Source organism: Streptomyces sp. NPDC048277 (genome assembly GCF_040652235.1).
GTDB lineage: Bacteria > Actinomycetota > Actinomycetes > Streptomycetales > Streptomycetaceae > Streptomyces.
Genome location: NZ_JBEZLQ010000006.1, coordinates 408,330 through 420,952, shown reverse-complemented (window position 1 = coordinate 420,952; position 12,623 = coordinate 408,330). Strand labels below are relative to the sequence as shown.

At 72.6% G+C, this 12,623-nt stretch carries 12 protein-coding genes; 4 read left to right on the top strand and 8 right to left on the bottom strand.

Features of this window, described 5'->3' with window-relative positions:
- Positions 1-18: 18 nt before the first annotated feature.
- A complete protein-coding gene (locus AB0D85_RS17065; protein ID WP_362320268.1) occupies positions 19-612 on the bottom strand; it encodes a TetR/AcrR family transcriptional regulator in 594 nt (197 codons plus the stop codon).
- 47 nt (positions 613-659) lie between these two features.
- Here AB0D85_RS17065 and AB0D85_RS17060 point away from each other — a divergent pair, with 47 nt between their 5' ends.
- Positions 660-1,427 (top strand): glucose 1-dehydrogenase, encoded by a 768-nt coding sequence (locus AB0D85_RS17060; protein ID WP_362320266.1) that lies wholly within the window; start codon positions 660-662, stop codon positions 1,425-1,427.
- A 4-nt stretch (positions 1,428-1,431) separates the two neighbouring features.
- Here AB0D85_RS17060 and AB0D85_RS17055 read toward each other — a convergent pair whose 3' ends face one another.
- From AB0D85_RS17055 to AB0D85_RS17025, 7 genes are read right to left on the bottom strand one after another with little or no spacing between them, the layout of a single operon-like run.
- On the bottom strand, positions 1,432-2,484 hold the full coding sequence (locus AB0D85_RS17055) for a CoA transferase (protein WP_362320263.1): 1,053 nt from the start codon (positions 2,482-2,484) through the stop codon (positions 1,432-1,434).
- On the bottom strand, positions 2,481-3,437 hold the full coding sequence (locus tag AB0D85_RS17050; RefSeq protein WP_362320261.1) for a TIGR03564 family F420-dependent LLM class oxidoreductase: 957 nt from the start codon (positions 3,435-3,437) through the stop codon (positions 2,481-2,483). The genes AB0D85_RS17055 and AB0D85_RS17050 overlap by 4 nt, the downstream gene beginning before the upstream one ends.
- A 1-nt stretch (position 3,438) precedes the next feature.
- The gene (locus tag AB0D85_RS17045; RefSeq protein ID WP_362320258.1) at positions 3,439-3,840 is read right to left on the bottom strand and encodes a cobalamin-dependent protein; all 402 of its coding nucleotides are present in this window, start codon (positions 3,838-3,840) and stop codon (positions 3,439-3,441) included.
- Positions 3,840-5,417 (bottom strand): methylmalonyl-CoA mutase family protein, encoded by a 1,578-nt coding sequence (locus AB0D85_RS17040; protein ID WP_362320255.1) that lies wholly within the window; start codon positions 5,415-5,417, stop codon positions 3,840-3,842. The genes AB0D85_RS17045 and AB0D85_RS17040 overlap by 1 nt, the downstream gene beginning before the upstream one ends.
- Positions 5,414-6,856, bottom strand: coding sequence for a FadD3 family acyl-CoA ligase (locus AB0D85_RS17035; RefSeq protein WP_362320252.1), 1,443 nt, complete (start codon positions 6,854-6,856; stop codon positions 5,414-5,416). Before AB0D85_RS17035 ends, AB0D85_RS17040 begins: the two co-directional genes overlap by 4 nt.
- The gene (locus AB0D85_RS17030; protein WP_362320249.1) at positions 6,853-8,031 is read right to left on the bottom strand and encodes an amidohydrolase family protein; all 1,179 of its coding nucleotides are present in this window, start codon (positions 8,029-8,031) and stop codon (positions 6,853-6,855) included. Before AB0D85_RS17030 ends, AB0D85_RS17035 begins: the two co-directional genes overlap by 4 nt.
- A 35-nt stretch (positions 8,032-8,066) precedes the next feature.
- Positions 8,067-9,629, bottom strand: a complete 1,563-nt coding sequence (locus tag AB0D85_RS17025) for an AMP-binding protein (RefSeq protein WP_362320246.1) — start codon at positions 9,627-9,629, stop codon at positions 8,067-8,069.
- Positions 9,630-9,711: 82 nt separating this feature from the next.
- Here AB0D85_RS17025 and AB0D85_RS17020 point away from each other — a divergent pair, with 82 nt between their 5' ends.
- From AB0D85_RS17020 to AB0D85_RS17010, 3 genes are all read left to right on the top strand, one after another.
- Entirely contained in the window at positions 9,712-10,695 is a 984-nt protein-coding gene (locus AB0D85_RS17020; RefSeq protein ID WP_362320243.1) for a ferredoxin--NADP reductase, read from the top strand.
- A gap of 63 nt (positions 10,696-10,758) precedes the next feature.
- Positions 10,759-11,478: an enoyl-CoA hydratase/isomerase family protein gene (locus AB0D85_RS17015; RefSeq protein ID WP_362320240.1), complete on the top strand. Its 720-nt coding sequence runs from the start codon at positions 10,759-10,761 to the stop codon at positions 11,476-11,478.
- Positions 11,468-12,202 (top strand): alpha/beta hydrolase fold domain-containing protein, encoded by a 735-nt coding sequence (locus AB0D85_RS17010; protein ID WP_362320237.1) that lies wholly within the window; start codon positions 11,468-11,470, stop codon positions 12,200-12,202. Before AB0D85_RS17015 ends, AB0D85_RS17010 begins: the two co-directional genes overlap by 11 nt.
- Positions 12,203-12,623: the final 421 nt, after the last annotated feature.

The window sequence follows — 12,623 nt, the reverse complement described above, 5'->3', positions numbered from 1 at the left end:
CGCGTCCAGCAACGGAACTCACCCTCTGCGGGGATCCGGGGCACGCACCCCCGCGAGCAGGAAGCCGACCAGATGCTCCGTCTCGGCTCGCCCCGGCACCTCCTCGGTGAACAGCCAGTACTGCAGGGCCGCGACGACCGCACCGGCCGCGGTCCGGGCGGAGCGCATCGGGTCGCCGGAGCCCAACTCGGCGGCGGGCTGGGCGAACAGCGCGGCCAGGGCGTCCACCAACGCGACGGTGACATGCGCGGCCTTGGGCGCCTGACCAGTGGCGTTGGCCAGGACGGCCCGGGTCTGCCGGGCCAGGGCCGCGTCGGAGGCCTGCCGTACGACCGCTTCGAGCCCCGCCCGCAACCGGGCCTCCGGGCCGCGCCCGGCCGCCCGCGCCATCCGGTGCCGGACATAGGCGACGAGGGTGCGCGCACCGCGCTCGACGATGGCCTCGACCAGGGCGTCCTTGCTCGCGAAGGAGCGGTAGAAGGCGTCGTTCGAGAGACCCGCGGCGGCCACGATGTCGGCCACGCGGGGCCGGCGCCCGTCACCCGACACCATCAGAGCCAGCCCGGCGTCCAGCAACGCCTGGGCATCACGATCCCGAATGCTATTCTGCACAATGGAGAACGGTACTCTCACCATCGAGAACGCTCCAGGAGGCGGGCATGGGCTACGCGGACGAGCTGTTCGACCTCTCCGGCCGGGTGGTCCTCGTCACCGGCGGCAGTCGCGGGCTGGGGCGGGCCATGGCGTTCGCGGCGGCCCGCTGCGGCGCGGACGTCGTCGTCGCCAGCCGGAAGTACGACGCGTGCGCCGCCGTGAGCGCCGAGATCGAGAAGGAGACCGGGCGCGCGGCGCTCCCGTACGCCGTCCACGTGGGCCGCTGGGACGAACTGCCCGGCCTGGTCGACGCCGTGTACGCGCGCTTCGGCCGGCTCGACGCGCTGGTCAACAACGCCGGGATGTCGCCCGTCTACGACGACCTGGCCGGGGTCACGGAGAAGATGTTCGACGCGGTGCTGGGCCTCAACCTCAAGGGACCGTTCCGGCTGTCCGTGCTGGCCGGGACCCGGATGGCCGAGGCCGGGGGCGGCACCATCGTCAACGTGAGCTCGACCGGCTCGGTCCGGCCGCGTCCGGCGATCGTGCCGTACGCGGCCGCCAAGGCGGGGCTCAACGCGGTGAGCGTGGGGCTGGCGCAGGCGCTCGGCCCGGCGGTGCGGGTCAACACGCTGATGTGCGGCCCGTTCGCCACCTGGGCCACCCGCGGCTGGCAGGAGGACCCGGAGCAGCTGGCCGAGGGGGTCCGCGCGCACGCGCTGCAGCGCATCGGTGACCCGCGCGAGGTCGTGGGCGCCGCGCTCTACCTGATGTCGGACGCGTCCTCGTACACCAGCGGGGCGACCCTGCGGGTGGACGGCGGAATGCCGTGACGGTCTAGGGGGTGTCGGCGGTGCCGTGTTCGCCCAGGCGCGGCGGCGGCCCGTACGACGGCTCGTAGCCGGTGACCCGGAACGGGCTGCCGACCAGCCGGAGGCCGCCGGCGTCCACCACCGCGTCCGGAGCCTGGGCCAGCGCCTCGGGAAGGGTGCGGACGGCCGCGGCCGGGACCCGGAGCGGGCGCAGGCGGGCCTCCCAGCCGACGGCCGTGTCGGCGGCCAGCGCCTTGGTCACCGCCGCGATCACCTCCTCGCGGCGCGCCGCGCGTTCGGCCATCGTCGGGAAGCCCTCGATACCGGCCTCGGCGGCGAAGGAGCGCCAGAAGCCGTCGTGGGTGACGAACAGGGCCAGATGGCCGTCGGCGGTCGGGAAGAGCTGGGCGGGGACGTAGTAGGAGTGCGCTCCGCCCAGGCGGCGGGGGGCGACGCCGTCGTTGAGCCAGACCGAGGCGTGGTAGTTGAGCTGGGAGAGCATCACGTCCCGCAGACAGACCTCGATCTGCCCGCCCCGCCCGGAGACCACCTGCGCCAGCAGGCCGAGCGCCGCGGCGAGTCCGGCGGAGTTGTCGGCCGAGGAGTAGCCGGGCAGCAGGGGCGGGCCGTCCGGGTCGCCGGTGAGGGCGGCGATGCCGGTGGCGGCCTGGACGACGTAGTCGAAGGCGGGTTCGTCGCCGGCGTCCATGCCCCAGCCGGTGAGGGCGACGCACACCAGGCGTTCGTTGTAGGGCTTCAGGTCCTCGTAGGTGAGGCCGAAGCGGCGGATGGCGGACGGCTTGAGGTTGACGAGCAGTGCTTCCGACTCGCGGACGAGGTCGTGCAGCCGTTCCTGTCCGGCCGGCGTGGTCAGGTCCAAGCGGATCGAGCGCTTGCCCCGGTTGAGACTGGCGAAGTAGGCGTCGGACACCTGCCGGGACAGGTCCCCGCCGGGCGGCTCCACCTTGGTGACCTGCGCCCCGAGGTCGGCGAGCAGCATCGTGGCGTAGGGGCCGGCGAGGATGTGGCCGACTTCCAGGACGCGCAGCGCCGCCAGCGGGCCCGGCCCCCCGGTCACCGGAAGTCCGCGGCGAGGGCCGCGACCGTGTCCCGGGTGCGGAGCTTGGAGGCGACCAGTTCGTCCCGCCCGCTGCCGATGGGCAGCAGCCGGACGGACAGGTCGGTCACGCCCGCGTCGGCGAAGCGCCGGAAGCGGGCCGCGATGGCCGCCTCGTCGCCGGCCGCGCACAGGTCGCCGACGTCGCGTGCGTCGCCGTACTCCAGGAGCCGTTGGTAGTTGGGCGAGACCTCGGCCTCGCCGAGGATCCGGTTGGCGCGTTCGCGGGCCGCGTCCACCTCGTGCGGGGCGCACAGGCAGACCGGGATGCCCGCGACGACGCGCGGGGCCGGACGGCCCGCCGCCTCGGCCGCCTTGGTGATCGTCGGCACGACGTGCTCGGCCACGGACCGCTCGTCCGCCATCCACAGGACGGTGCCGTCGGTGTGCTCCCCCGCGATGCGCAGCATCACGGGGCCGAGGGCGGCGACCAGGACCGGCAGCGGGGCGACCGGGGCGAGGGTGAGCGGGTTGTGCACGCGGAAGACGTCGTTCTCCACGTCCACGGAACTCGCGCCGCTCAGCGCCGCGTTGAGGACCTCCAGGTAGGCGCGGGTGTACGCGGCCGGCTTCTCGTACGGGACGCCGAGCATGTCGCGGACGATCCAGTGGTGGGAGGCGCCCACCCCCAGGGCGAGCCGCCCTCCGGCGGCCGCCTGGGCCGAGATCGCCTGCCGGGCCAGGGCCACCGGGTGCTGGGCGTGCACCGGGACGACCGCCGTGCCCAGTTCGATGCGCGAAGTGGCCTGCCCCATCAGGGCGATGGCGGTCAGGGCGTCGAAGTCGGTGGGCACCTGCGGTACCCACACGGTGTCGAACCCGGCCTCCTCCGCCCAGCGGGCGTCGTCGGCCATGCGCGCCGCCTTGTGCGCCGCGTCGCCCCGCTCGGGGCCGCTCATCACTCCGACTCGCATGTCAGCCCTCCCGGGCGGTCAGGGCGCGGATGTCCGCGACGATGGCGTGCAGTGGGGTGCCGGTGGGGAACACGGCGGCCGCGCCGGCCTCCCGCAGCAGCGCCACGTCGGCGGCCGGGATCGTGCCGCCGACCACGACGGACACGTCGTGCGCCCCGGCCTCCCGCAGTCCGCGCACGGTACGGCTGGTCAGCGCCAGATGGGCGCCGGAGAGGATCGACAGACCGACCACGGCCACGTCCTCCTGGACGGCGGTGGCGACGATGTCCGCGACCCGCCACCGGATGCCCGTGAACACCACTTCGAAGCCGGCGTCGCGCAGTCCGCGCGCCACCAGCTTGGCCCCGCGGTCGTGGCCGTCGAGCCCGGGCTTGGCGACGAGGACCCGCACCGGCGCGGCCATCAGAACACCACCGGCTGCCGGAACTCGCCCCACACCTCGCGCAGGGCTCCGGCGGTCTCGCCGACCGTGCAGTAGGCGTTGGCGCAGGCGATCAGGGGGGCCATGAGGTTGGTGTCTCCTTCGGCGGCGCGTTTCAGTTCGGTGAGGCGGGCCCGTACCCCGGCGGCGCTGCGCTCGGCCTTGACCTGGGCGAGCCGCTTGAGCTGGCGTTCCCGGCCCTCGGCGTCGAGTTCGTAGGTGGCCAGGTCGGGCGGGGGCTCCTCGGCGGTGAAGCGGTTGACGCCGACGACCGGCCGCGCCCCGGAGTCGACCTCCTGGTGCAGCCGCCAGGCCTCGTCGGCGATGAGCCCCTGAAGGTAGCCGTCCTCGATGCAGCGGACCATTCCGCCGTGCGCCTCCAGATCGGCCATGATCCCGGCGATCCGCTCCTCGGTGGCGTCGGTGAGCGCCTCCACGAAGTACGACCCGCCCAGCGGGTCGGCCACGCGGGCCACCCCCGTCTCATGGGCGAGGATCTGCTGGGTGCGCAGGGCGAGGGTCGCCGACTCCTCACTGGGCAGTGCGAAGGGCTCGTCCCAGGCGGCGGTGAACATGGACTGCACGCCGCCGAGCACGGAGGCGAGGGCCTCGTAGGCGACGCGCACGGTGTTGTTGCGGGCCTGCGGCGCGTACAGCGAGGCCCCGCCGGCCACGCAGCCGAAGCGGAACATGCACGCCTTGTCGGTCCGCGCCCCGAACCGCTCACGCACGATGGTCGCCCAACGCCGCCGCCCTGCCCGGTACTTGGCGATCTCCTCGAAGAAATCGCCGTGCGTGTAGAAGAAGAAGGAGATCTGCGGGGCGAACTCGTCGATGGTCATCCGCCCGCGTTCCAGGACCGTTTCGCAGTACGTCACCCCGTCCGCGAGCGTGAACGCCATCTCCTGGACGGCGTTGGCGCCCGCGTCCCGGAAGTGGGCGCCCGCGACCGAGATCGCGTTGAAGCGGGGCACCTCGGCGGCGCAGAACTCGATGGTGTCGGCGATGAGCCTGAGCGAGGGCACGGGCGGCCAGATCCAGGTGCCGCGCGAGGCGTACTCCTTGAGGATGTCGTTCTGGATGGTGCCGGTCAGCTTGGCGCGCGGGATGCCGCGTTTCTCGGCGGCGGCGACGTAGAAGGCGAGCAGGACGGCCGCCGTGCCGTTGATGGTGAAACTGGTGCTGATCCGGTCCAGGGGGATCGTGTCGAAGAGGATCTCGGCGTCGGCGAGGGTGTCGAGGGCGACTCCCACCCGGCCGACCTCGTCCGAGTACTCCGGGTCGTCGGAGTCGTAGCCGCACTGGGTGGGCAGGTCGAGGGCGACCGAGAGGCCGGTGCCGCCCTGGTCGAGGAGGTAGCGGTAGCGGCGGTTGGACTCCTCGGCGGTGCCGAAGCCGGAGTACTGGCGCAGGGTCCAGGTCCGGCCCCGGTAGCCGGTGGGGTAGTTGCCGCGGGTGAAGGGGAAGACGCCGGGGTCGGGGGGTGCGGTGTGCGGGTCGGCGGGGCCGTAGACCGGCCTGAGGGGGATGCCGGACGCGGTGCGGGGGTCGTCGGTCATGACAGCTGGTCCTTCATCACCTTGCCGGTGGCGTTCAGCGGCAGCTCCGTGCGGAACTCGACCTGCCGGGGCACCTTGAAGCCGGCCATCCGCTCCTTCGCCCAGGCGATCAGCTCGGCCTCCGTCACCGCGCCGCGGGGCACCACGAAGGCCTTGCCGACCTGGCCCATGCGGGCGTCGGGCACCCCGATGACGGCGGCCTGGGCGACGGCCGGGTGCCGCAGCAGGAAGCCCTCGATCTCGGCCGGGTAGGCGTTGAAGCCGCCGACGATGAACATGTCCTTCTTGCGGCCGACGATCCTCAGCCGTCCGTCGCCGTCGATCTCCCCCAGGTCGCCGGTGTGCAGCCAGCCGTCGGGGTCGACGGTCTCGGCGGTGGCCTCGGGGTCGTCGAGGTAGCCGAGCATGACGGAGTAGCCGCGCACGAGGACCTCCTCGTCCTCGGCGAGGCGCACCTCGAAGCCCTCGCAGGGCTTGCCGACGGTGGTGGCGACGGCCTCGTACGGGTCGCCGGGCCGGGAGGCGGTGACGGTGCCGGCCTCGGTGAGGCCGTAGCCGGTCATGAGATGGGTGAAGGGCAGTTCGGTGGTGATACGGCGGACCAGTTCGACGGGGATGTCGGCGGAGCCGGTCACCGCGACCCTGAGCGAGGACAGGTCGTGTCCGGCGCCCGCCTGGAGCAGGGAGTGGTACAGCGTCGGCGGGCCCGGCAGGACGGTGACCCGCTCGCGCTCGACCAGGTCGAGGACGCGGTCCAGGTCGAAGACGGCGACCGGGAGGACGGTGGCGCCCCGGATCATGGCGGCGACCAGTCCCGCCTTGTAGCCGAAGATGTGGAAGAACGGGTTGACGATCAGGTAGCGGTCGCCCTGGCGGAGTCGGGCGAGGTCGCACCACTCCGCGTACAGGCGCAGGGTCTGGCCGTGGGTGGTCATCACGCCTTTGGGGCGGCCGGTCGTGCCGGAGGTGAAGATGATGTCGGCGAGGTCGTCCTCGTCGACCTCGCGCTCCAGCGGCTTCCCGGAGCCGAGGAACCCGTCCGCCCGCAGGTCGACGACGGGGACACCGGGCGGCCCGGTGAACTCCCGGTCCAGGAAGCCGTTCTGGACGCAGAGCATCCTGGCGCCGCTGCGGACGACGATGTCGTGGGCCTCCTCGTCCCGGAACCGGGTGTTCACCGGGACCAGTACGGCTCCCGCGGTGAGCGCGCCGAACGCGGCGACGGCCCACTCGGCCGAGTTCGGCGCCCACACCGCGACCCGGTCGCCGGGCCCGACGCCCGCGGCGTCGAACGCCCCCGCGGTGCGCCTGACCCGGTCGGCGAAGTCGGTGAAGGTGAGCCGGAGTTCCCCGTCGACCACGGCCTCCGCGTCCCCGAACCGGTCGGCGGCGCTCAGCACCAGTTCGGGGATGCTGCGCCACGGCATCGTCGCGGTCATGCGTCGATCAGCCGGGCGAGGTTGCCGCCCATCACCCTGGCCTTGTCGGCCTCGGTCAGCTTGGCCAGGTGGTCGACGTAGGTGACCGGGTCGGCCAGGCCCTCCGGGTGCGGGTAGTCGGAGCCGAACAGGACGCGTTCGATGCCGATGAGGTCGCCGAGGTGCGCCATGTCCTCCTCCCAGAACGGGCTGATGTGGATGTTCCGCCTGAAGACCTCGACCGGGTCCTCGCGGAACTCGTGGGGCATCTTCTTGTGCACGTCCGCGAGCCGGCCGAGCAGCGGTTCCACCCAGGAGGCGCCGTTCTCGATCACGGCGACCTTCAGCTCCGGGAAGCGGGAGAGCGCACCGTGGCAGATCAGGGACGAGACCGCGTCCTCGATCGGCCGCCACTCGGTGACCTGGCGGAACGCGTTGGGCTTGAAGGGCAGGAACTCGCGGGTGTTGCCCTCCCAGTCGTTCGCGTAGCGGGCGTAGCCGCTGTCGGAGGAGTGGAAGGCGACCAGCACACCGGTCTCGACGACCCGCTTCCAGAACGGGTCGAACTCCGGCAGGGCGAACGAGCGCGTGGCCCCGAACCCGGGCACGGGCGCAGGCCGGACCAGGATGGCGCGGGCACCGCGCTCCACCACCCAGTTCAGCTCCTCGATCGCCTTCTCGACGATCGGGAGGGTGATGACGGGCACGGTGAAGATGCGGTCCTTGTAGGTGAAGGACCAGGTGTCGTGCAGCCACTGGTTGAGGGCGTGGATGACCGCGTGGATCAGCTCCGGGTCGTCCTTCATACGCTCCTCGATGAGGCTCGCGAGCGTGGGGAACATCAGGCTGCGCTGGATGCCCAGGTCGTCCATGAGCTCCAGGCGCGGGGCCGGTTCACGGAAGGCCGGCACCGAGTGCATCGGCTCGCCGAATATCTCCCGCCGGGTCTTGCCGGTCGGGTTGCCGACCTTGAAGTACTCCTCCATGGCGCCCGGCCGGGCGACCACCTCGAAGGTGGGGTTGGGGATGTACTCGCTGATCTGCCCGCGGATGGCGATCTTCGTGCGGCCCCGGACGGTCACGTACTCGATGGCCCCGTCGTACTCCTTGGGCAGGTACTTCGTGAGCGCTTCCTGCGTCTCGTAGAGGTGGTTGTCCGCGTCGAAGAGCGGATACGCGAGTGCGCGAGAGGGCATGAGATCCTCCTTCACCAATCTTGAGAATCGTATTCTCACTGTGCGGTAGTGGCAATGTTGCGGCGGAGCTCGAACTTCTTCACCTTTCCGCTCGGCGTACGGGGGAAGTCGTCGACCGTACGGATCTCCTCGGGCCACTTCTGCCGGGCCAGCCCGGACCGCTGGAAGTGCACCCGCAGCTCGGCCAGGACCGGCGCGGACCAGCCGGGACGCATCCGCAGCACGGCCGCGGCCCGCTCCCCGAGCCGCGGGTCAGGGACGGCGACCACGGCGGCCTCGGCGACGCCGGGCATCCCGAGCAGGACCTCCTCGACCTCCAGGGCGCCGATGTTCTCGCCGCCGCGGATGATGACGTCGGCCTTGCGGTCGGTGATGGTCAGGTATCCGTCGGCGTCGAGCACGCCGATGTCGCCGGTGCGGTACCAGCCGTCCGCGTCGAAGGCGGCGGCGGTCAGCTCCGGATCGGTGTAGCCGAGGCAGAGGTCGGGGCCGCGGGTGAGGATCTCGCCGTCCTCGGCCAGCCTCAGCTCGACGCCGGGCAGCGGAAGTCCGTCGGTGTGCAGCCGCTTGGCGGCGGGACCGTCGTAGGGGGTGCAGGTCACGGACGGGTGCTCGGTGGAGCCGTAGGCGCGGAAGACTCCGATGCCGAGGGACTCCAGCCGGGTCGTGACGGCGGAGGCCACGGAGGCGCCGCCCAGACCGGCGTACCTGAGGTGCGCGATGTGCTCGGGTGTGCAGTCGGGATGGTCGAGGAGGCTCGTCATGTAGTACGTCGCTCCCCCGCCGACCGTGAGCCCCTCGGCCCGCATCAGGGCGAGGGCCTGGGCGGGGTTCCAGGTGTCGCCGAGGTTGACCGGGGTGCCGTCGAGGACGGGGATGAGGAAGGCGTTGATCATGCCGATGAAGTGTCCGACCGGCGCCACGGTGAACTGCCGTCCACGGTCGGGCGGATAGCTCGCGGCGAGCTGCCGGGTCTCGTAGCCCAGGGTCCGGTGGCTGTGGATCACGCCCTTGGGGTCCCGGGTGGTGCCCGAGGTGAAGGCGATGAGCGCCGGGGCGTCCGGATCGACGGGCAGGACGCCGGCCAGGGGTTCGTCGGCGAGCAGGGTGTCGAAGTCGCGGCCCACGACGCCGACGACGGGCACGTCGGCGCACAGCTCCGGCCGGAACGCGGACCGGCCGAAGCGCTCCGCCGCGAAGAACGCCTTGGGGCGGGTCGCGCCGAGGATGTAGCCGACCTCCTTGGGGCCGTAGAAGTGGACGACCGGCACGACCACCGCGCCCAGGAAGGCGGCGGCCCAGAACACGGCCGCGGCCTCCATCCAGTTGGGCAGCTGCATGGCGACGACATCGCCGGGGCCGATCCCACGCGCCCGCAGCCCGGCGGCGAGCCGCCGCGCCGTCCGTTCGACGTCGGCGAAGGTCCCCGCCCACGGCCGTACCTCGGAGTGCACGCGGAACTCCGTGTCCCGCGCCGTGGCCAGTCCGGCGGTCAGCAGCTCACCGAGGGTCTCGCGGGTCCACCAGCCCTCGGCCTCGTAGCGGGCCGGCAGTTCGGGCGGCAGCGGCCGCAGGGCACCGAGAGAAGTCGTCGACATGACAGGGGATCTCCTCACCGCAGTCACCATTGCACCTGTAGGAGAATTGCACTCTCCCATAGCGAGAAGGTAAGTTCCATACATGGCACGGGACCATGGTTTCCATCCGGTGCGGATCACCCGGATCGTCGACGAGACGCCGGACACGCGCACCTTCGCCCTCGACGCGTCGTTCCCCTACCGAGCCGGACAGTTCCTCACCTTCAAGGTGTGCGGGACGCTGCGGAGTTACTCGATGTCGTCCTCGCCCGACACCGACGGCGAGCTGTGCGTGACGGTGAAACGGGTGCCGGGCGGGCTGGTCTCCGGCTGGATGCACACGCAGCTGCGCCCGGGCGACACCCTTGAGGCCACCCGGCCCGGCGGCTCCTTCTGCCTGCGCGACGACGCGACGGACCGGCCGCTGGTCGGATACGCCGGCGGGAGCGGTATCACACCGGTGTTCTCCCTGGTCAAGAGCGCACTCGCCACAACACCCCGCGCGGTAGGACTGTTGACGGCCCATCAGAGCGAGCGCTCGGCCATCTTCCGCGAGGCGCTCGACGCCCTCGCCGTACGCCATTCCGGCCGGCTCCGCCTGCACGATCACCTCGACGACCGGCACGGACTGGTCGGCGCCGACGAGATACGGGCCCTCGCCGAAGAGGACGCGGACCACTACATCTGCGGGCCGGAGCCGTTCATGGCCCTGGTGGAAAGCACACTGCTCGCCGCCGGGACGCCCGCCGGGCGGATCTTCATCGAGCGGTTCACGCCGGCCCCGCCCGCCGAGACGCCCGCCGAGCCGGTCCCGGGCACCGTCACCGTCGGCCTGCGCGGCCAGCGCCGTACCGTGCCGCAACGCGCGGGCGAGACCCTGCTGCAGAGCGCGCGCCGGGCCGGCTTCACCCCGCCCTTCTCCTGCGAGTCCGGGGACTGCGCCACCTGCATGGCCCGGCTGACCGAGGGCGAGGCCAAGATGCGGGTGAACAACGCCCTGGAACCCGACGAGATCGCCGAGGGCTACGTACTCACCTGCCAGGCCGAGCCCACGACCGCCGAGGTGACCGTCGTCTACGAGGACTGACGCCCGCCGAACCGACGCCACCCGCACCATCGGCACCCCGCCCGTTCGACCGGAAGGCCACCCATGGTTGATCTGGACATCGAGGACGGCCTGGCCGTCGTCACCATCGACCGCCCGCACGCCCGCAACGCCATCGACCCGGCCACCATGGGCGAACTGGACAAGGCCCTGGACGCGGCCGAGGGGGCGCGGGCGCTGGTGGTGACCGGCGCGGGCGACAAGGCGTTCGTGTCCGGCGGTGACCTCAAGGAGCTGGCGCGGCTGCGCACCGAGGACGAGGCGGCCGGGATGGCCCTGCGGATGCGGGCGTTGTGCGACCGGATCGCCGCCTTCCCGGGCCCGGTGGTGGCCGCCCTCAACGGGCACGCCTTCGGCGGCGGCGCGGAGGTCGCGGTCGCCGCCGACATCCGTGTCGCCGCCGACGACATCCGGATCGGCTTCAACCAGACGAAGCTCGCCATCGTGCCCGCGTGGGGCGGCGCCGAGCGCCTCGCCCGCTTGGTGGGGCCCGGCCGGGCACTGCTGCTGGCGGGCACCGGGCGCCTGCTGGACGCGGCGGAGGCCGAACGGCTGGGGCTGGTGGACCTGGTGCTGCCCCGCGCCGGCTTCGCCGACGGATGGCGGGAGGTGGCGAGGTCGCTCGCCACCGCGCAGGCCCGCGAGATCAAGAACCTCACCACCCGGGCCCGGCCGCCGCACGAGGCCGCGGCGGCCTTCGCCCGGCTCTGGGTGGCGGACGAACACTGGCAGGCGGCGGAGAAGGTGATGTCCCGTGGCAGGTGAGATCCACGTCGAGGAAGGGCCGTTCGGGCCGGAGGTACGGCCCGAGGGCGCGGCCGTGGGGCAGACGGTGCTCTATCTGCACGGCGATCCGCGGCTCGCGGGCACCCCGCGGGACGCCCTGCCCACGGCCCGCGAACTGGCCCGGATCACCGGGTACGCGGTCGTGTGCGCCCGCTACCGGCTCCGCTTCCCGGAGGCCCTGGAGGACGTGTACGCCGCCTGGGAGCACTGCCGCGACCGGGGGCCCGCGGCCGTGGCCGGCAAGCGGCTGGGCGGTGCCCTCGCCGCGGGTCTGCTGCTGCGGCTGCGCGACGAGGGGGCGGACCCGCCGTCCTGTGCGGTGCTCTCGTCGCCGGTGCTGGACTTCACGCTGGACGCGTCCAGTCTGCTGCTCAACGCGGCCGCCGACCGAACGGTGGACGCCGAGGCCCTCTCCGTCCGGGCGGCCGCGTACGCGGGCCCGACACCGCGCACCCACCCGCTGCTCAGCCCGCTGCACGGCAACCTCCACGGGCTGCCGCCGATCCAACTCCACGCGGCGGGCACGGAGATGCTCCTGGACGACACCCTGTCCCTCGCGACCCGCGCGGCGCACTCGGGGGTCGAGGTCGACATGCGGATCTACGAGGACTCCTCCGCACAGGGACTCAGGCAACTGGAGGCGACGGCGGCGTTCCTGCGCACGTGGTGCTCCAGCGGTCTGGTCACACCACGCCGCGCCTGAAGGGACACAGCGGAGCGGACGTCACCGGCGGCTCGGACCTTCCCCGAGCCGCCGGTGACGTCCGCTCCGCCGACGCGTTGGGGACGAGACGGCCGACCGCGACAAGCCACCGCCAGCACCCCACAGACGAGCACGACCATCCGCAACAAACCACCCGCACCCCCGGACGAGACGGCCATCCGCGAGACGCCACCCGTCGGCACCTCGGACGAGACGGGCATCCGCGACACGCCACCCTCTGGCCCCCGGGCGACACGGCTGTCCGCGACCCGCCACTCCCGGCCCCCGGACGACACAGCCATCCGCAACAAGCCGCCCGCGGCACCCCGTGGCCGGCACGGCCGTCCGTGAGAAGACCGCCGGTCGGTGCCGTGCCGCCCCCTCTGTGGCGCGGTACCGACCGGCGGTCGTGGCCCTCGTA

Excerpts from the sequence above, each read along its gene's own strand:
- AB0D85_RS17060 (WP_362320266.1), top strand. The coding sequence starts at position 660 with ATGGGCTACGCGGACGAGCTGTTCGACCTCTCCGGCCGGGTGGTCCTC.
- AB0D85_RS17050 (WP_362320261.1), bottom strand. The coding sequence starts at position 3,437 with ATGCGAGTCGGAGTGATGAGCGGCCCCGAGCGGGGCGACGCGGCGCAC.
- AB0D85_RS17045 (WP_362320258.1), bottom strand. The coding sequence starts at position 3,840 with ATGGCCGCGCCGGTGCGGGTCCTCGTCGCCAAGCCCGGGCTCGACGGC.
- AB0D85_RS17040 (WP_362320255.1), bottom strand. The coding sequence starts at position 5,417 with ATGACCGACGACCCCCGCACCGCGTCCGGCATCCCCCTCAGGCCGGTC.
- AB0D85_RS17035 (WP_362320252.1), bottom strand. The coding sequence starts at position 6,856 with ATGACCGCGACGATGCCGTGGCGCAGCATCCCCGAACTGGTGCTGAGC.
- AB0D85_RS17030 (WP_362320249.1), bottom strand. The coding sequence starts at position 8,031 with ATGCCCTCTCGCGCACTCGCGTATCCGCTCTTCGACGCGGACAACCAC.
- AB0D85_RS17025 (WP_362320246.1), bottom strand. The coding sequence starts at position 9,629 with ATGTCGACGACTTCTCTCGGTGCCCTGCGGCCGCTGCCGCCCGAACTG.
- AB0D85_RS17020 (WP_362320243.1), top strand. The coding sequence starts at position 9,712 with ATGGCACGGGACCATGGTTTCCATCCGGTGCGGATCACCCGGATCGTC.
- AB0D85_RS17015 (WP_362320240.1), top strand. The coding sequence starts at position 10,759 with ATGGTTGATCTGGACATCGAGGACGGCCTGGCCGTCGTCACCATCGAC.